At 58.9% G+C, this 17,100-nt stretch carries 19 protein-coding genes, 1 tRNA gene and 1 pseudogene; 15 read left to right on the top strand and 6 right to left on the bottom strand.

Features of this window, described 5'->3' with window-relative positions:
• Positions 1-51 precede the first annotated feature (51 nt).
• The 7 genes from BFF94_RS07300 to BFF94_RS07270 all read left to right on the top strand — a co-directional run bounded on the left by BFF94_RS07300 (position 52) and on the right by BFF94_RS07270 (position 5,953).
• Positions 52-126, top strand: a tRNA-Val gene (locus BFF94_RS07300).
• Between the two features lie 134 nt (positions 127-260).
• Positions 261-1,304 (top strand): site-specific integrase, encoded by a 1,044-nt coding sequence (locus BFF94_RS07295; protein WP_128841256.1) that lies wholly within the window; start codon positions 261-263, stop codon positions 1,302-1,304.
• Between the two features lie 78 nt (positions 1,305-1,382).
• The gene (locus BFF94_RS07290) at positions 1,383-1,604 is read left to right on the top strand and encodes a hypothetical protein (protein ID WP_128841257.1); all 222 of its coding nucleotides are present in this window, start codon (positions 1,383-1,385) and stop codon (positions 1,602-1,604) included.
• Positions 1,601-1,834, top strand: a complete 234-nt coding sequence (locus tag BFF94_RS07285; RefSeq protein ID WP_128841258.1) for a hypothetical protein — start codon at positions 1,601-1,603, stop codon at positions 1,832-1,834. The genes BFF94_RS07290 and BFF94_RS07285 overlap by 4 nt, the downstream gene beginning before the upstream one ends.
• 3 nt (positions 1,835-1,837) lie before the next feature.
• Positions 1,838-3,337 carry a hypothetical protein gene (locus BFF94_RS38545; RefSeq protein ID WP_128841259.1) on the top strand — a complete coding sequence of 500 codons (1,500 nt, stop codon included), beginning with the start codon at positions 1,838-1,840 and terminating at the stop codon, positions 3,335-3,337.
• A gap of 10 nt (positions 3,338-3,347) precedes the next feature.
• A complete protein-coding gene (locus BFF94_RS07275; protein ID WP_128841260.1) occupies positions 3,348-3,665 on the top strand; it encodes a hypothetical protein in 318 nt (105 codons plus the stop codon).
• A complete protein-coding gene (locus BFF94_RS07270; RefSeq protein ID WP_246637246.1) occupies positions 3,662-5,953 on the top strand; it encodes a DotA/TraY family protein in 2,292 nt (763 codons plus the stop codon). Before BFF94_RS07275 ends, BFF94_RS07270 begins: the two co-directional genes overlap by 4 nt.
• A 34-nt stretch (positions 5,954-5,987) precedes the next feature.
• Here the strand turns inward: BFF94_RS07270 and BFF94_RS07265 are convergent, their stop codons facing one another.
• Positions 5,988-6,251 carry a hypothetical protein gene (locus tag BFF94_RS07265; RefSeq protein ID WP_128841262.1) on the bottom strand — a complete coding sequence of 88 codons (264 nt, stop codon included), beginning with the start codon at positions 6,249-6,251 and terminating at the stop codon, positions 5,988-5,990.
• Positions 6,248-6,487 (bottom strand): hypothetical protein, encoded by a 240-nt coding sequence (locus BFF94_RS07260; RefSeq protein ID WP_128841263.1) that lies wholly within the window; start codon positions 6,485-6,487, stop codon positions 6,248-6,250. The genes BFF94_RS07265 and BFF94_RS07260 overlap by 4 nt, the downstream gene beginning before the upstream one ends.
• A 620-nt stretch (positions 6,488-7,107) precedes the next feature.
• Between BFF94_RS07260 and BFF94_RS07255 the strand changes: the two genes are divergently transcribed.
• The 3 genes and pseudogenes from BFF94_RS07255 to BFF94_RS07245 all read left to right on the top strand — a co-directional run.
• Positions 7,108-7,341, top strand: coding sequence for a histone H1 (locus tag BFF94_RS07255; RefSeq protein WP_128841264.1), 234 nt, complete (start codon positions 7,108-7,110; stop codon positions 7,339-7,341).
• Positions 7,342-8,406, top strand: a complete 1,065-nt coding sequence (locus tag BFF94_RS07250; protein WP_128841265.1) for an SDH family Clp fold serine proteinase — start codon at positions 7,342-7,344, stop codon at positions 8,404-8,406.
• A gap of 126 nt (positions 8,407-8,532) precedes the next feature.
• A pseudogene (locus BFF94_RS07245) lies at positions 8,533-8,717 on the top strand (IS110 family transposase); the annotation flags it as partial.
• A gap of 173 nt (positions 8,718-8,890) precedes the next feature.
• Here BFF94_RS07245 and BFF94_RS07240 read toward each other — a convergent pair.
• On the bottom strand, positions 8,891-9,211 hold the full coding sequence (locus BFF94_RS07240; protein ID WP_128841272.1) for a helix-turn-helix domain-containing protein: 321 nt from the start codon (positions 9,209-9,211) through the stop codon (positions 8,891-8,893).
• Positions 9,212-9,395: 184 nt separating this feature from the next.
• On the opposite strand from BFF94_RS07240, the gene BFF94_RS07235 reads away from it, so the two are divergent.
• From BFF94_RS07235 to BFF94_RS07225, 3 genes are read left to right on the top strand one after another with little or no spacing between them, the layout of a single operon-like run.
• Complete coding sequence (locus BFF94_RS07235) at positions 9,396-9,671, top strand: multiubiquitin domain-containing protein (protein WP_158061877.1); 276 nt, start codon at positions 9,396-9,398, stop codon at positions 9,669-9,671.
• Positions 9,646-10,842: a ThiF family adenylyltransferase gene (locus BFF94_RS07230; protein WP_128841267.1), complete on the top strand. Its 1,197-nt coding sequence runs from the start codon at positions 9,646-9,648 to the stop codon at positions 10,840-10,842. The genes BFF94_RS07235 and BFF94_RS07230 overlap by 26 nt, the downstream gene beginning before the upstream one ends.
• Complete coding sequence (locus tag BFF94_RS07225; protein WP_158061878.1) at positions 10,839-11,240, top strand: ubiquitination-like system serine protease family protein; 402 nt, start codon at positions 10,839-10,841, stop codon at positions 11,238-11,240. Before BFF94_RS07230 ends, BFF94_RS07225 begins: the two co-directional genes overlap by 4 nt.
• Before the next feature lie 317 nt (positions 11,241-11,557).
• Here BFF94_RS07225 and BFF94_RS07220 read toward each other — a convergent pair whose 3' ends face one another.
• The gene (locus BFF94_RS07220) at positions 11,558-12,214 is read right to left on the bottom strand and encodes a site-specific integrase (RefSeq protein WP_246637245.1); all 657 of its coding nucleotides are present in this window, start codon (positions 12,212-12,214) and stop codon (positions 11,558-11,560) included.
• 1,004 nt (positions 12,215-13,218) lie between these two features.
• Entirely contained in the window at positions 13,219-14,136 is a 918-nt protein-coding gene (locus BFF94_RS07215; RefSeq protein ID WP_246637244.1) for a protein kinase family protein, read from the bottom strand.
• A gap of 487 nt (positions 14,137-14,623) precedes the next feature.
• On the opposite strand from BFF94_RS07215, the gene BFF94_RS07210 reads away from it, so the two are divergent.
• Both BFF94_RS07210 and cysC read left to right on the top strand, forming a co-directional pair.
• Positions 14,624-15,298 carry a hypothetical protein gene (locus tag BFF94_RS07210; RefSeq protein WP_128841269.1) on the top strand — a complete coding sequence of 225 codons (675 nt, stop codon included), beginning with the start codon at positions 14,624-14,626 and terminating at the stop codon, positions 15,296-15,298.
• Positions 15,299-15,812: 514 nt separating this feature from the next.
• The gene (gene cysC / locus BFF94_RS07205) at positions 15,813-16,352 is read left to right on the top strand and encodes an adenylyl-sulfate kinase (RefSeq protein WP_128841270.1); all 540 of its coding nucleotides are present in this window, start codon (positions 15,813-15,815) and stop codon (positions 16,350-16,352) included.
• Positions 16,353-16,415: 63 nt separating this feature from the next.
• Here cysC and BFF94_RS07200 read toward each other — a convergent pair.
• Positions 16,416-17,100: aminotransferase class III-fold pyridoxal phosphate-dependent enzyme (locus tag BFF94_RS07200; RefSeq protein ID WP_219139166.1), on the bottom strand; the 685-nt coding region annotated here is incomplete at its 5' end.

Genomic DNA, 17,100 nt, shown 5'->3' with positions numbered 1-17,100 from the left:
AAGAAAGTACTTTACGAGCCCCAAAAGCTCTGACATAATTTCAGCTTCTTTGGGCGGTTAGCTCAGCGGTAGAGCACTGCCTTCACACGGCAGGGGTCACTGGTTCGATCCCAGTACCGCCCACCAAAGATTCGAAGGGCCGGCAATCGCCGGCCCTTCTTGCTTTCCGGGTCAGCACTTGGCGAAATGTTCGTTAAGTGTCCTCTCGCCCAACCGGATTGTTGGCACATTCTTGTCACACTTCTTCTTCGAGGTGTCTGGTGCCAACCATTCGCAAACGCGGCGACTTCCAATTCCAAGCGATCGTCCGTCGCCAGGGCTTTCCCCCACACTCCAAGACCTTTACCACCCGGAAAGATGCCGAGGCCTGGGCGGCCCGCATCGAGTCGGAGATGCTTGCCGGTTCATTCTCGGACCTCACCGAGGCAAACCGGACGTCCTTCGGCGATCTGCTTGCCAGGTACGGACGCGAAATTTCGCCCCAGAAGAAAGGCGGCGCACTCGAACAACTTCGGATCCAAAAGCTCATAGCCGACCCGATCGCGCAACTGAAGGTGTCTGCGCTCAGCGGCGTCACGTTAGCCCACTACCGCGATAGACGCCTCTCTGGTAGCCCAACGCAGAAAGCCGTCTCCGGATCTACCGTCAACAGGGAATTGACGCTACTGAGCCACGTTATAAGCGTGGCCAGCAAAGAATGGGGAATCCACCTCCCCGTCAATCCCGTCTCCATGATCCGTCGGCCAAAGGAAAACCGAGCCCGAACCCGTCGGCTGTCGCGCGAAGAAGAACAGCGACTGCTCGCGGAATTGGCACCCAGTCCACGCGACGAAAGCGGTCGCTTTGAACGCGGCGGCAGCCGAAACGATTGGGTAAGACCGATCGTCATTATCGCCGTCGAGACCGCGATGCGGCGAAGCGAGATCCTGTCACTGCGCTGGCCAGACGTGTTTCTGGAGGATCAGTACGTCCGGCTACACGATACGAAGAACGGTGAATCGAGGGACGTCCCACTATCGAGCCGCGCTGTTGCCACGTTGTCCGCCCTACCTCGCCACACCGCCGACCGTGTTTTCCCTATCTCCGCCGACGCGCTGAAGAAAGCGTTTGTGCGCGCTTGCGATCGCGCTCAGTTGAACGACCTTCACTTCCATGATCTTCGTCGCGAGGCCACCACACGCATGGCTGATCTTGTGGGCAGCGTCCTGGAATTGGCCGCAATCACCGGACACCGCACCCTCAACGTACTGCACCGGGTCTACTACAAGCCGCGCGCCAGTGATTTGGCGCGAAAACTAGGCTGATCGCATCAAAAGCGGCGCGCTGTCCGGCTGCTACCGGCCAGCACGCCTGACCACAACCGATCTGATAGGAGATCGATCATGGCTACAGCCATTGTCGCCGCTCGCCGGCACCCTCTGCAAACCCTCTCGATGAACAGCAACCTCGGGCTCGTGCTGGAGCTTGAAGACCCGATGCTCATGAGCGAGGAACGGCTCGAGGACCTGCTACAGGCGTCCAGACCGGGCGATAGTGTCGAGCCGGAAGTGTGGGGCTACCTCTTTGGGCTGCTCGATCAGCGGCGCTACGGGAAGCGCGCATGAAAGCCACCATTGCGTTCGCTGTGCTGCTCGCGGCGTCGCCGCTGGCAATGGCCCAGACATCGCCATCCGACCCGCTCGGCGTCGAGCCGCCCGGCACGCCCCTGGACATCGCGGCGGTCTGGGAGGAGTACTACAACGAGCAGGCCACAGAGGTGCAGGTTGTCAACGGCATCTGCGTGGAAATTCCTATGACGCGGCGGCAATGGCTGACGCTGCATCGTGCGAGGTAACCGATGAGCTTGAACCACTTGCTGGACGTAACCGCACGGTTGGCCCCCGGCACGCACCAAACTCACTGTGCACGGGAGAAAGGCCTGCTCACCAGAATGCTGATCGGCTCTCGTGCTCGGCAACGGGGCTATTACGACCTGTTGTCGCTAGGCATTGGAGCGAGCATAGCAATTGCGTTCGCGACCGTTGGCCTGTGGCAGAAGCGCGAAGAAATGCTGTCGCAGCAAATGGCCGCGCAAGGCAATGTACTTGCCGACATCGGCAACAGCATTAACGGCAAATACCTGTCCATCTACTACTCGAATCTGGTCAATGGCACAGCCATTCCAGGCGTTGTGAACGAGTACGCGCCGACGATCGCAGAGCTTGAAGCGATCAATGTCGTCCCCGCCGGCTATTCGACGACGAGCGCGTATGGGACACCGTACGTCATATCCCTTGCGAAAACGCCCGCCGGTTGCGTCGCACCCCGTTGTGACATCGCAGGAATGGTGTATATCGACGGCGCCATTACTGACCCGTCGACCGGCCATCCATTGACTCTCGATGACGGAGCGGCTGCGATCGGAGGTGACGGGGGTTATTCCGATCTCGTGACGCCAGGCACCATAGCGGGCCTAGACGGTGGCTGGTCACTGCCAAATCCCAATGGCAACGTCGCAGGCGTGCTTGCGATGCGCGTCGGTTACGGGTCGAGCGGATGGTCAGCGTTTGTCCGCCGCGATGGATCGCTTCCAATGGAAGGCGACCTGAACTTCAAGGGCACGACCGGAACGCTGCACAACATCACCAACGGGAACTCGATTACGTCCCAAAGCCTGCAGACTCTCGCGGACGGTGCGTTCGGCGCGCCTTCCGTGTCCTTGGCCAATGGCAAGGTGATCGCCTTCAACCAAGTGCCGGAGGGCGGAGTGCTCGGCCTCGTAGGTGCCAATGGTCAAACCGCTTATTTGCAGAGTTCGAACGGCAGATTCCGTCTAGTAAACGGCTCGTGGAACGGGGAGCTGTTTTCCGTTGATCAGGCAGGCAACGTGATTGCCAACGGGAACGTACAGATCAACGGCAACACTACGATGGGTGCCAACACCCAAATCTACAACCCCGGCACTCAGTACATTGAGACAGGCGGCGGAAACCTGTATCTGAAGCCATGGAACGGCTCGGGAGCGACAATTGTCGGCGGAGGTGGCGGAAGCGGCCAACTGATCACAACGGGGCGGTTTACCTCGAACGAATATATCCAGCCGAACGGATGGGCGGCACCGGGCGGAGCCTGTTCTCCTAACGGGTTGATCGCCAATTCTGGAACTGGCCCACTGTTTTGCCAATCCGGTGTCTGGATAACGCCCGGCGAGGGCCTGGCCTGGAGGTGCATTCAGTACGATTCGTTCTGGGCTTCCGGCATCTTGCAGAACCACTACTTCAACGTCTTCAACTCTCCTTCCGATGTTTCGGGCGGCAGCGAGGGCAACGGGTGGGTCACTGTTTGCCGACAAAGCTAGACGCGATGCTATGAAACGCAACCTCCGTCATTTCACACACGTGATCGCGGCCGCTCCCCGTGCGATCCGGCGTCGCCGTGCACGGGGTCGACTAACCCGTGAACAATTTAAAGACGCGTGCCTGATCGTCCAGATCTGCGTACTCCTGCATTGCTTCGTGCTCGCCTCTTTGTGGTGGGCGCGTAGCCACTACGGTGAGGCCGGAAGCTGGATGAATTGGGTCGGTGTCGCGATGGCCGTCGCGTGGGTCGTCTTCTTCTGGTGGTTCCTCTTGAAACAGGCATACATAACGGTCGAGAACGCAACCGAGCGAGAGATCCAACGATGAGCATCACATCGAAGAAAACGTTGACCGGTCGCCGCCTGGCTCGGACCGGCATATGCTTCAGCGACGCCATTTCGCGGGGCCGAGGCAGGCAAACCACCATCGGATTGGTGATCTTGCTTGCATCAGCAACGTCGTTTGCACAGTCGCCCGTGTCCATGGGCGACATTCAAAACGCGGCGAACCGCGGCGGCGACAAGTCTATGTCGCTGCTGGAACTCGTCTATGGGTCGGTGGTACACAACCCGCTCGCAGCTGGCGGTGGATCAGGCGGCATGATTGCGCAACTGTTCCTGGTGCTGAACGCGTGCATGCTCGCTGTCGGTGCGATATGGGCCATGTATCACTTTGGCTCTGCAATGATCGCAACCGGGCAGGATGGCGAATTCATGGGACAGAAAAAGTCCTCGCCGTGGTTCATCATACGCATGAGCGTCGGCTTCGCCGGTCTCGTTCCAGTCTTCGGCGGTTACTGTGGCGCGCAGATGGCGATGCTCTGGGGAACGATGCTCGGCGTGGGGATTGCGAACCTGTCGCTCGACGCTGCGGTGTCCGTGCTCAACAGCGGCGGATCGATGATCGCAACGCCAGCCTCGCCGCAGGCGACCACACTCGCGAAGGCTCTCTTTGAAGCGAATCTCTGCGCGCAAGCAGCTAACACGGCGATCGCCAACATGCCGAACGACAGCGGCGTATCTGTCGATGCGGGCGAAAATTTCAACGCGATCACGACGCGCAACAAGGTCGTGCTCATGAACCAGCGGGGACTTTCGTGCGGCGGAGCCGAGATCAACATTACGCAACCGCCGACGCTACCGTCGTATGACGGTATGGCCGTCTATTCACTCGACCCCGGATCGATCTACTCGCAGATGCTCAGCGCGCATCAGGGCGCGCTGACCACGCTCCAGTCCACGTTGTCTTCCGCGGCGCAAGCTTACGTGTCGGCCGTGAACGGGCAGAGTCAGCCGGCAGATCCACAGAACACAATTAACCAGGCCGCGCTCCAGTACGAGAAGACAATTTCCGATGCGATATCGAATTCCTCGAATGCGATCAGCGGATTGGCGAGCGTGATCCAGTCGAACCTCCAACGCGATGGCTGGATCATGATGGGCGCGTGGTATCAAACTTTTGCCCAGGCGAACTCGCAGGTAACCACCCTCGCAAACGCGACGGCCGCCGCGGTACCTGGTACCGATCCCGACAACATGCCCTACCCGCAGCTATACCGTAGAGTAAGTGCGGCGTATTTGCAGCAATACCAGCAGGACGCGTCGACATCCACAGCGCAAAATGCCAACGGTATGTTCGGAAGCGGCGTTAGCGGCCTGACGGATGCGAAGAGCATTCTCGGGAAGATCTTCAACGGCCAAGGCATAGTGAAATGGGCGGTCAGCCTCAACTCCGGCCAAGGCCCTGGAAGCACGACTAATCCACTGATCGGCATGAAGAATCTGGGCGACTATATCCTTGACGCCGGTTGGACAGGTCTCGCCGGGTATGCAGCGTTGGAGGGGATAGCTGAGGCGAAGGAGACCACCGCAGGCAAGATCGCGTCGGCCGCTGCTGATGTCGCCACCTTGGGCATGTTCGATGTCGTTGCAGGTGCAGCGAAAGGGATTCTGAAAGCGCTCGCGCCCTTCGTGGTTATCACAATCATCTCGCTATTTTTCTTCGGCGCGATGCTGTCGATCTACATCCCGATGCTTCCGTTCATCATTTGGTTCAGTGGCGTCGTGTCGTGGTACGCCGTCGTCGGGGAGTCGATGGTCGCTTCGCCGTTATGGGCGATGACACACCTTGATGGCGAAGGTGAAGGGTTGGGGCAAAGGCCAACACATGGCTACATCTTTCTGCTGAACGTCATGTTCCGACCGGTCTTCATGGAAATCGGCTTCGTCCTCGCGGGAGCGGGCATTGTGGTGCTCGGAACGCTGCTCAACTCGATGTTCGGTGTTGCCATGCAAAACGCCCAATATGACTCCACGACGGGCCTCGTGAGCATTGTCGGCTACATCGTTCTCTACGTTGGTATGTGCCAGACGTTGTGCAACAGTACGTTCAGTTTGATACACATCGTGCCTGACCAGGTGTTCTCATGGGTAGGCGGTCAGATGGCGTCGCGAATGCCGGAATTGGAGGATCGCGTGAATCGCTTGTTCGGCGCGGGTATCGGGCACGGCGGCAGCATTGGTCGGAGCCAAGTTCCTTCTGTACTTGGGCGTGGCGATGGAGACCCGCCGAAGTCGACCGGCCCAGGTGGAGGCGTAGGTCGAGACTTGGGCTAATTGACAGCCAGTTTGCACGCGCTTTTCGTATGCGCTACGCGGCACGACGATTGCCAGAGATCACAGCATCGAACTGCTCATCAAACAGCCGTTGTCGGTTATGTTGAGCAGTCAAAAAATGGGAGGGATCAGCCTTTGCCAGCTCACGAATTGCGATTTCCTTGAGCACTTTGTGACCGGCAAGGTTGGCCTGGGCAACCAAAAGTTGCTGCTCAAGTTTTTTCGCATACGATTTCCAGTCTGCCGCATTCCGCTCAGCAGCAATCGCTCTGCCAAGCGCGGCCCCGTTGTCGCTCATTCTCCCCCCTCCTTTGGGCTTGCTTCGCGCTTCAATATATCGGTAACGCATCGCCCCTCACAAGAGCCGTTTTTGCGCGATGCGTCTGCACCCACAATACGACCCGCGTCTCGATCGAAATACACGGGCCTGATACCTTTCATTTCCAGTTCGCGCACAGACTTGGCGATAGCAGCGTTCGCGCGCGCCAGAAACTCGGGGCTTGCCATGAAACGACCTAGCTTGTCAGCGGACATCGCGTGCTCTCCTTCGCTATAAGCATACGCCGACTGCCTGGACACTCGAAAGCGACGTTTTCACCGCCGGCATCGCGCGGGGCGCGACCAAATAACCTCACTGCTGGCGCACCCCGAACGAAATTTGCCACGGCGTCGGCATCGCTTGACACAACACCCGTCTCGGGCGACTGTAGCCGAGCGGAATATGCAGGACCAGCGGGCACGCCACGAGGAGCTTAGCGTCGAATCCCGGCGCTTCTATTTCTCGGCGTTCGGTGCCGGAGCCATGATGGATATCTACTTGTGCCCGCAGAGTGTGCGGGACACGTCGGGGCCGTGGGTAGCCGACAGCAAGCGCGACCAAATAACCCCGCCAAGCGGCCGCCGTCTGCTGCGCTCGACACCGCGGGCCTTTCGCGATTCGCCACCGTGGTCCGATTCATCATTACGCACAACGTCATCTCTATGACGATCAAGCCACGAAATCTGACATAAGCGCTGTTATGCCGCGTCAGTAATGTAGTGGCTACGCCGTATTGCTCGCCGACCAGCGTTCGCGAGAGAAATTTGTAACGGGCGCGCACCTTTGTAGCAGCTATGCTAATGTTCGCCTGCATAACCGCTCAAGCATAGACCCCATGACCTCGAACCCCAAAGAAATATTTTCCTCTGATGCCACGACAGACGGCGAAGAAATTGCCCAAAATTCTGCAATGGTAGGAAAAAATCCTGCCGCGGTGGCATTGGGGCGGTTGGGAGGTATGCGAGGTGGACATGCACGAGCCAAGACCCTCACATCGGAGCGCCGCTCCGAAATCGCCAAGAAGGCGGCGCATGCTCGCTGGGCGAAAAATCAGAAAGGAGAGGAATAAATGGCCGACAACGGGGCAAAAACCGGCAAGCCACTGCGTGAGCGTGAAGACCTATATATAGCCGCACGCGCGGTTGCTCAGAGGTTAGATTGTGACATCGCCGTCATCAACAGCGATATCGAGCGGAATGTCGACAATGACTTCATCCTGAAGGTTCGCACGTTCAAGAAAGCGAAGAATCTGCTTCTGTTTATTGTTACGCCTGGCGGAGATGCTGACGCAGCCTATCGAATTGCGCGTTGCGCACAAGATAACTATGAGCGGTTCATTGCATTCGTGTCGGGCTACTGTAAGTCTGCCGGGACCTTGTGTGTGCTCGGGGCCAATGAGATCGTTATGTCGGACCAAGGAGAACTTGGTCCGTTGGATGTACAGCTCTTCAAGAAAGACGAACTCGGAGAAATGCATTCAGGCCTCGTCATTGGCGAGGCGCTGAAGACTCTGCAAGACCAAGCATTCTCGATGTTCGAGAACTATTTTCTGTCTATCAAGCGGCGCAGTGGCGGTATTGTCACCTTCAAGACTGCCACCGAAACCGCTGCCAAGATCGTCAGCGGCCTTTTTCAGCCTATCTATGCCCAAATCGATCCGACTCAAATCGGCGACATCGGCAGATCTATGACCATTGCGAAGGACTACGGTCAAAGACTGCATGCAAAAGGCCAGAATTTCGATACAGATACGCTCAATATGCTTGTTGAGTCGTACTCTGCCCATGGCTTCGTCATTGATCGACGTGAGGCGAAGGAGCTATTCAATGAAGTGCGGGCGCCTGAAGCCGACGAAGAGCTGCTTGCGAGACGACTGGCGCCGGCGTCTCGTTTCCCGAGTCCGGAGCCAATTATTGAATTCGTTTACCCAAACGAGGATATGGAACAGATTTTAAAGGAGAAGGAAAATGTCGATAACTCTCAAACCGGTCCCGAAGCCGCCGACGACGCGGTTGACAGAGGAGACGGAGCGGGAAGCAATGACGGCAATCCTCGAGAAGCAGAAAACCCGACGCAATCTGATACCGCAACGAATGACCCTGCCCCCCTTACCGGCACTGACGGACAAGCCTAAAAGCAAACGATAGTGCGTTTCACGAGCGATAGCCCGCGAGAGCGGGCTCTAATGAGATGGTCAGCCTGACCGAAACAGCCCGATCAGCTTACGCTGATCGGGCTGTTTCCTTTTCGGATGATCGTCATGGACGTCATTTCGTTTATCGGAATCGATCTTGGCACGCATCGCTTTCACCTGCACGCCCTGTGAGCATCGGGCGCATCGTGTTTCGCAAGAAACTGACGCGCACGCAGATGTGCACGCTGCTCGGCAATGTTCCGAGCTGCGCCGTAATCATGAAGGCATCTGCTGGCGCTCACTGGATCGCCCTTGGTCGTTCGCCGCGACAGCATGCCACCAATCCCGGCGATACCGTGCGGACGAATGAGGCCGACCGGGTCGGGGAAGCGCTGCTTGCAAGTTCGCTGACATTGACCGGAAACGGCGTGCCGCTCAGCATCCATAGCTTCGAAAGCTGGCCCCAACCAGACGGTGTCTGGGGTCACTCGTCCTCGATGGCTTTGAGAAAGTTTTCCAGTTGCTTACGCTTGACGGAGTCGAGTCGGCCGATCTTGCGGAAGAACACTTCATCCTCGTCGGACCTCGTCATTTCCGTTTTGTCCGCGTCGATCAAGAACTCAACGGTTACGCTGAGCGCGTCGGCAACGCGCTTGATCTTGTCGGCGGACGGCCGCACGACAGGCCGGTTTTCGAGCTCCCAGATGTAGGACTTGCTGGAGTCGGTGCGCTCTGCGAGCTGGTCCATCGTCAGTTTGAGGCGCTTGCGTTCAGCGCGAATCTTGTCGCCTAGAGGGGTGGGCAACGCTTGAACTCCTGAGTTGACAATATGCATGTTGTTCAGAGTAGACGCACTTTCTGTGCTTGACAAGAGAGTTCTAATTCGCCATATTGAAAGTGCGCCTACACCGAACTTGGTGGGTGAACGGTGGAAGACAAACTCTGCGTGTCTCCGTCCGGCAGCGTCGCAGAGCGAAGAAAGTTCAAACATGAACCAAACGGGTACTGAGGCGGCCGAGACCCTCCGGCCAGAGCAGCACAAGGTGTACGTCAACACCGAGGAAAAGATAGTCGAAGGCAAGTTCTTGGCCTTCCAAGAGGTCGTCAAATTGGCATTCCCAGACGGCCCATTCGGCGACCGCATCGTCTATAGCGTGCTGTACCACTACGAACACGAGACGCAGGAGTACACGCTAGATAAGGGCCAAAAGGTTGAAGTCCGCAACGGGATGGTGTTCGATGTCGACAACGCTGATCGCTCGTAACGAGGACCTGGCGCGTCTGCGCCGGGAGGGCTACACAGTCGAGGTCGTCCGTGGCGTCGGCACGCACCTGCTGGTGCATGACATTCCCTACGTGAATTCGCAAAGGCAAGTCTGCCGCGGCACGTTATACGCGCCGCTGGAACTCGACGGCGAACGAACGATAAGTCCTGTCGCGAACCATCAGACTTGGTTCATCGGCGAGCACCCTTGCAACTCGGACGGCTCCATCCTTACGGACGTCCAGCACGGGTCGGCGACGCAGTCCAAGGGTGACAACATCACGGTGAATCACGACTTCTCCGTTAAGCCGCGCAATTCTGTCCCGTACAAGGACAACCACGAGAAGTTCGTGCGCTATATCAACCTGATTAGTGCGCCGGCCGCTGCAGTCGATGCAACCGCGACCGCAAGGGTCTACAAGGCCGTACCCGAAGAGTCAGATAATTCGGTGTTTCACTACTCAAACACCGCCACGTCGCGAGCCGGCATCGCCGGCGTGTCGGATAAGCTCGCTATGAAGCGCGTGGCGATCGTGGGGCTGGGTGGTACGGGGTCCTATGTGCTGGACGCTATCGCCAAGACGCCAGTTCGCGAGATTCACTTGTTCGATGGTGACCGTTTCATCCAGCACAACGCCTTTCGCTCGCCCGGCGCGCCCGGCCTAGCCGATCTCACCGCGCCGATGAAAGTCGAGTACTTTGGCAGCATCTACTCGAGGATGCATCGGCACATCATCCAGCATCCCTACTACCTCGACGACACCTCAGTAGGCGAGCTTGCCGGCTTTGACTTTGTATTCATCTGCGTCGACCGCGGCAGCGTGCGCAAGATGATCACCGACGCGCTGCACGAGCTGCGCGTGCCGTACATCGACACAGGCATCGGCGTCCGTAAGGGCAAGAGCGATCAACTGGGCGGCCAAGTTCGGGTGACGGTCGGTACGCCGGATCATCATGACCATTTGCCGGACCGCGCGTCGCTCGCAGACCGGCCGCCGGAGGAGGACCTCTATGCAACGAATATCCAGATAGCCGAGCTAAATGCACTGAACGCGCTCATGGCAGTGATCCGTTGGAAGAAGTTCTGCGGCTTCTACGTTGATGATGGGAGCGAGTACCATGCGGTCTACCGCATTGCCACCGGTACCATCACACGCACGGACCTCGCTTGAAGCACTACGCCATTGTCCCAAAGTACGTGGAGCGTTTCCCCCCTCACCTTGAGGAGGGCGTGCTCTACATCGCCGAGCCGTTCTCAACGGCAGCGCATCTCTGCTGTTGCGGTTGCGGCGCCAAAATTGTCACACCGCTGAAGGCAGCCAAATGGAGTCTAACGAAGCAAGGCGCCTATGTATCGCTCTGGCCTTCGATCGGCAATTCGAACGCGCCCTGCAGGTCCCACTACGTTATCAGCAAAAATCGCGTTGAGTGGGAAGGCGCCATGACGCCCGAGTTGACGGCGAAGGCGCGAGCACGCGACCGCGCCGACCTTCGGGCCGCGTATGAATCATCGCCAAAGATCGGCTGGATTGAGCGGCTGTGGCGCTGGCTGATTTCAAGGCTGTGGTAATCCGGCGGGCATCCCTGCTGTTAGACGAGAGGTGGCGGCGCTCCGCATCCGTCGTGTACAGGATAAATCCAGCGTACGAGACACTTTCGCAATCGCGTCGGCGAAACAGTGTCGACGATTCATTGAGCTATGCCGCATGCAGCGGCCCATGATACTCAAGCAACGCGGACGGCCGTTTCTATGAAGAGGAATACGTCGAAAACGACGCAATTTTGACGCGTTTCTCCAATGCATCGCGCCTCCCAGCGCTTGACGGGACCGAAAACAACGCAGAATTGACGCACAAACGACCCATCCGGCACCCGGATATAGGGAATTCAATCTGCTTTGTGTTCGCGCCGCTTCGCGCTCGCCATCTTGAATCGGGTGAGGCGATCTACTTTCGGCGAATGCTTGATCGGACGCGCAGTGCTTACAAAAGGTACTTTGACCCGTCCGCCACGGCCTCTCCGACCGTGGACCGCGTGCCCGTAGGCACCTATAGAGTAATCGCTGAGGTGGCCCATGACCTTAGCTGCCTGCTCGAGAGTTATTTCGCGGTCGGAGGTGGCAGCCTTCAAATCGGACGCTACTTGATGGCGGAAACAATATGGACTGATCCTCGTCCGCAACGTTGGGAATGCGCTTCTGCCGAGGGCCACCACGCTGTTGTACAGGTAATCTTTGTTGTGCGCGATCGTGTATTTGCCGATCCCGTCGACGGCGTTCCGGCCTGCCAAGGCGTGTAGAAAGCGTAATGCAGGGTTGGCGTTGGCATCCACGCTAAACCCGATGTGTCGCGTCGGTTGGCCACGCTCTCGGCCACCAGCGTCTACACATTTCGCGCCCATGATCTTGACTACAAGGTGGTCGCGTCCCGTGACAAGCTCGATGCCTTGCTCGAGTTCGGCTGGGCGGCATCCAGTGACCCACAGCACGGCAAGTGCAGGCAATAGCTGCGGCCTTGATTGCTGCCATTCTGGTGTCGATGCCATCGCCCATATGGATTCGCGCCAATCTGGCGGAAGCAGCCTAAGTGCGGGTTTCTTAAACCGGCCCTCCCCCCCCCCCGGGGCCGCTCCGCGCCTCGCCCCCTGAGGGGTGGGGGCTTGGCGTTTTTGGGGCGTAACCCGCCATGCCTTCGCATGTCGGTGTTACGCCCCAAAACCGCCAAGCCCCCTCTTGTCCGACATGCCGTCCGGACAAGAGACCGACACGATTTCGGCACGTTGGAAATCAGGATCAGTATGTGTTCGGTTGAGAAGAATTCGCACGAATCGTGGCCTCCGCAGTTGGGTCCCGTGAGTGCCGTTCGCTGCCCACAAACCGGTGTTGTGCTGCTTCTATCGTCGTTCCCGCGCCCGCCCGTGGACGGCTGCGCTGCCCACACCACGAGGGTATGGACAGCGCCGGCTCGTTGGCCGGCGTTCCGCAGCCGACCACCGGCTCCCCGCGACGCTTTGCCTTCGGCCTGACGCGCCCCAATGGGGCTTGCCCTAGCGATAATGACAATCCGACCGCAGCCCCATCCCTGCAAGCTATAGCGGTTGGTGATCCAATCACGCACCTTGCGAGCACCGCGAGCCCGGATCGAGCCGCACGGGGACCCGCGCCGTAGGCGTGGGGAGAGCGGCGGCCCGGAGGGACGATCCGGCTGAGCGCTAATTCGACCGGCGAGGGGGCCCTCAAGGCGCGAAGCGCCGTTTCCGCCCCCGCTTGCGGGGGCGGGTTCAAAACTTATACACGCGGGCATGCTGGTATCTCGTCGTTGGCACATTGGGGCGAGTCCGCAGAACGCCCCCAAGGCTCCCGACTTGTCCACAAGGGGCCGAGGTAGGAAAAAGGTAGAAGAAAGGTAGAGGGCAAAAATGCGTCAGAAAATCCAATCGCAACAATGGGTTGCAAACGTGGTGTGCGACGTAACCCCGAAAAAGCGCGATGTAACCCCGATGAGCCACGACGTAACCCCGACGATGAAGCGATGTAACCCCGATGGTTTTCATAGCCTTGTCCACACCGTCTGAGGTCGCCCCTTCGTGCTCGTCTCGATCCGGCCGCCGACGATAATTTCTAAGCGCTCAAGCTCGCGCATGGCGCGATCAAGCGCGTCAACAAAATCACGCATCCTCCCTGTGTATTCCAGCTTGCGTTTTAGCCACTCGACGGGGTTCCTTTGCACCGAGTCATTAGACGTGGCAACAAGCCGTTGAAGCGCCTTCGCCATGTCCTGTCTCGCCCCGAACCGCAGCCGCTTATCCCAATCGATCAAAGCGAACTCGCGATTCTCGAACATCAACCGCCAACGTGGATCGACTCGCAGCGTGTACGATTCGGTTTCTTCGTCGTAGTCGAATCCATCAATCAGGTGCAAAGCGCGCTTCTTGCCGATCTCGTATTTCGGTCGGCCGTCTTTTGTCACGTCGATCACGAGCATGGCAAACGTCAGCGCCTCGAATGTGCGAAGTAGCCATTTGTACTCGTAGTTCCCGACGTGTCGCCCGATGGAGCGCAGGAACCGGGCGCGCTTGACAATCACGGGGGCGCCTAACTGGTGGCTGCTCGCCTCGTGGATTGCCTGCATCCAAACGTCAGCCTGCGCCTCGTCCAACTGTTCACCCCAAAACTTGATGACGGCATCGGCACGGCTGACGAGCACTGCGTCCTTGAGTATCTTTTTGCGACCTCGTGCCACGGGTGCGAACAGACTAGACCGGGCAATATGATTCGGCATCGCGCGCATGAATTCGTCTATGCCTGGCAGGAAAAGCTGCGTCGGCCCCTCCTGCGCACGTCGCACCTCTGTACGCGCCAGCGCCTCCGCCTCACGTTGCCGAAGGAGGTCGAGCGTGCTGATCGGCATACAAAGGTCCGCGCGGGGCGTATTGCCAAATTCATCGGCGAGGAGCGGCTCAGCCATAGTCGGCGATCAAGACTGCGCACGACCAAGTCGCACCATTTCTTCCGCCTTGGTCGGCCGACCGCGCCGCGTGGGTCTAGCGGTTGCATTCGAATCGGCGCTGTCGGCAGCCGGACCGCGCATCCACCGCCTGATATCGCCGAGTCGCCACCGCAACCTGCGTACGCCCGGCATCGGCGAAGGCATGGACGCCACTTTTCGCTTGCCGATAGTCGCTGCGCTCAGGCCGGACAGCGCAGCGACTTCCTCAGGTCCCACCAACAAATCGTCACCCGCTTTGCTCAACTTGGCTGCGAGTTCGTAGTTTCGCTCTTCCATGTCTCGGTTCCCCCGAAGTTCCTGTAGTGACCTGATCATCCTTCTCAGGCCGTCAGACAGGTGAGGACACTTAGCGCGCAGTTCCGTCGTTTTCAAATCGCTCTTGCGAGGTGGAGTACGGACTCCGTATCATCAATAGGGGAACCAAAACGCAGATAGGGGAAGAAGGATGGCTCTCGACTACGCGAAAATGCCCGAACACGCGTTAGCAATGCTTTTTACGGCCGCAGTACGCGACATCCGGAAAGACGAACTGAGAAAGCTGGATGAGGAAAACCCGTGCGAGCGAATTCGCGATTTGCCGCTGCATGTATCCCAGGAACTAGCCGTACGACTGTGGCTCATCGCAGGAACACAGAAAGAAGTCGAACGACTGTTCTACGGTTACGAGGATACGGGCGACACCGCGGCGGAAGGACGAAAACAGCGCGAGTACGAATATTCCCGCCCAATGCCCATGCGGCGAGCGAGAAGCGCCATATCCTCTTGGGCGTGGGGCGCACTCCTCACTGATAACGATGACTGGTGGCTTGAGATCGGTACCTGGCGCACCCGCCTCGACGCTATCGAGGCCGCGAGACCCATCCTAAAGGGGCTAAAGAGGCGTACCGTCACGTTGACACATGAGAGCGTAGAGAAAGTCTCGACGAAAGTCTTGGCCACGTTCCGTGCGACGCTGGAACGCGCTGCCGAAATTGAGGATGCAGAGAACCAGCTCAGACTGACCCGCTTCATCGCAGGTGATCGCTGCCGCATCCAACGTCACCTCAAGCAGTTCAACCTTACGGTCACGGATCTGGAACGCGCCACGGGTCTCTCCCATGGCACAAATCTGGCACACTAAGCATGGGAGCCACGGTTATCGACAGGGAACTCAAGGGTGCAGCGGTCTTGAGTTTTCAAGGGAAGCCAAGTACAGTCCAGCGTAGTTAGTGCCAACTTTCCGATTCACACGGCAGGGGTCACTGGTTCGATCCCAGTACCGCCCACCAAAGAATTCAAGGGCCTGCGTCTCACGACGCAGGCCCTTTTCGTTTTATGCATCGCTTTCTTTCGATGCCCTTTTCATCATGGCAATCTGCCAGTCGCACGCAAAGTGCCCACGTCCAGTCAATGACGCGTTACCTCCCCTGCCGGCGCCACCTCACCGGGCATCCATCACGCATTGCTCGTGTCCAGCCGAAATGCGCCGGTAATATTTCGTAAATTTTTCGTAACGACCGTCTGATTGCCGATTGAATAAAATCAGTTCCCAATAAGCAAGCAGCCGGCCGAGCGGCGCTGATTCCACTCCAGAAGAAACGGGGAATTCCAATCGCGATCCGTCGCGACCGGTTCATCACCGTGCTGACAGACCCATGACACTACCCGCCTCCCATACGCTGTGGATGACCGGCCTGAGTGGCGCCGGCAAATCCACGCTTTCGACCGAAATCGCCGCGCACTTTCGCGCGCGCAACATGCCGGTCTGCATTCTCGACGGCGACGAACTGCGTACCGGCGTCTCGCCCGACCTCGGATTCAAGCGCGAGGATCGCGCGGAGAACTGTCGCCGTACGGCTGAAATCGCGAAACTGCTCAACGCGCAGGGCATCACGGTGATCGTCGCGCTGATCTCGCCTTACGAGGCGGACCGCCAGATGGCACGCCGGATCGTCGGCGACAAGCACTTCGTCGAGGTCTATCTGAAAACGGACATCGCCACTTGTTCTGCGCGCGACCCCAAGCGCCTCTATGCGAAGGCCATGACCGGCCAGACGCGTCAGTTCACCGGCATCTCCGATCCGTACGAAGTCCCTGACTGGCCTGATCTCGTCGTCGAAACCAGCACGATGAGTATCGAAGAATCCGTCGCCTGCATCGTCGAGTTCGACCAGCACCGTTTCGAATACGCGTAAGCGCGACGCACCCGTTCGGCGGGCGCCGTTCGTGCTGCGGCGCCCGCTCGCCGTGCCGCGCCCTTACGCGCCGCTGCCCACCCGCTCCGCAGTTGCGTCAAACGCGCGCCGCGCCTTGTCGACGATCTCGTCGATCTCCGCCTCGCGGATCACGAGCGGCGGCGACAGCAGCATCCGGTCGCCGGTCGCACGCATGATCAGGTTGCCGTTGAAGCAGAAGTCGCGGCAGATCGTGCCGATATCGACTCTGCCGTCGAAACGCACGCGCCGCGCGCGGTCGCGCGCAAGCTGAACGCCCGCGACCAGCCCCGTTCCCGCTATCTCCCCGACGATCGGATGGTCGCCCAGCGCATCGCGCAGCCGGCGCTGGAAATACGGCCCGATGTCGGTCTTCACGCGCTCGACGATCCCTTCGTCGCGCAGCAGCTTCAGGTTCGCGACCGCGACGGCCGCCGCGACCGGGTGACCCGAGTACGTGAGGCCGTGGTTGAATTCGCCATTGTCGATGATCGGCCGCGCCACCCGCTCGTGAATGCCGACCGCCCCCATCGGCACATAGCCCGACGTGAGGCCCTTGGCCATCGTGATCAGGTCCGGCTCGAAGCCGAAGTGCTGGTGTGCGAACCATTCGCCGGTGCGGCCGAAGCCGCCGATCACTTCGTCGGCGACGAGCAGGATGTCGTACTTGCGGCAGATCCGCTGGATTTCCGGCCAGTACGTCGACGGCGGGAAGATCACGCCGCCCGCG

Origin of the sequence: Burkholderia catarinensis (genome assembly GCF_001883705.2) — a bacterium.
GTDB classification, from domain to species: Bacteria; Pseudomonadota; Gammaproteobacteria; order Burkholderiales; family Burkholderiaceae; genus Burkholderia; species Burkholderia catarinensis.
Note: the sequence above shows the minus strand (reverse complement) of the source record. Positions and strands in the feature narration are given on the sequence as shown.

Excerpts from the sequence above, each read along its gene's own strand:
- BFF94_RS07230 (WP_128841267.1), top strand. The coding sequence starts at position 9,646 with ATGTCGACAACGCTGATCGCTCGTAACGAGGACCTGGCGCGTCTGCGC.
- BFF94_RS07265 (WP_128841262.1), bottom strand. The coding sequence starts at position 6,251 with ATGAGCGACAACGGGGCCGCGCTTGGCAGAGCGATTGCTGCTGAGCGG.
- BFF94_RS07250 (WP_128841265.1), top strand. The coding sequence starts at position 7,342 with ATGGCCGACAACGGGGCAAAAACCGGCAAGCCACTGCGTGAGCGTGAA.
- BFF94_RS07290 (WP_128841257.1), top strand. The coding sequence starts at position 1,383 with ATGGCTACAGCCATTGTCGCCGCTCGCCGGCACCCTCTGCAAACCCTC.
- BFF94_RS07210 (WP_128841269.1), top strand. The coding sequence starts at position 14,624 with ATGGCTCTCGACTACGCGAAAATGCCCGAACACGCGTTAGCAATGCTT.
- BFF94_RS07215 (WP_246637244.1), bottom strand. The coding sequence starts at position 14,136 with ATGGCTGAGCCGCTCCTCGCCGATGAATTTGGCAATACGCCCCGCGCG.
- BFF94_RS07275 (WP_128841260.1), top strand. The coding sequence starts at position 3,348 with ATGAAACGCAACCTCCGTCATTTCACACACGTGATCGCGGCCGCTCCC.
- BFF94_RS38545 (WP_128841259.1), top strand. The coding sequence starts at position 1,838 with ATGAGCTTGAACCACTTGCTGGACGTAACCGCACGGTTGGCCCCCGGC.
- BFF94_RS07220 (WP_246637245.1), bottom strand. The coding sequence starts at position 12,214 with ATGGCATCGACACCAGAATGGCAGCAATCAAGGCCGCAGCTATTGCCT.
- BFF94_RS07285 (WP_128841258.1), top strand. The coding sequence starts at position 1,601 with ATGAAAGCCACCATTGCGTTCGCTGTGCTGCTCGCGGCGTCGCCGCTG.
- BFF94_RS07255 (WP_128841264.1), top strand. The coding sequence starts at position 7,108 with ATGACCTCGAACCCCAAAGAAATATTTTCCTCTGATGCCACGACAGAC.
- BFF94_RS07260 (WP_128841263.1), bottom strand. The coding sequence starts at position 6,487 with ATGTCCGCTGACAAGCTAGGTCGTTTCATGGCAAGCCCCGAGTTTCTG.
- cysC (WP_128841270.1), top strand. The coding sequence starts at position 15,813 with ATGACACTACCCGCCTCCCATACGCTGTGGATGACCGGCCTGAGTGGC.
- BFF94_RS07235 (WP_158061877.1), top strand. The coding sequence starts at position 9,396 with ATGAACCAAACGGGTACTGAGGCGGCCGAGACCCTCCGGCCAGAGCAG.
- BFF94_RS07270 (WP_246637246.1), top strand. The coding sequence starts at position 3,662 with ATGAGCATCACATCGAAGAAAACGTTGACCGGTCGCCGCCTGGCTCGG.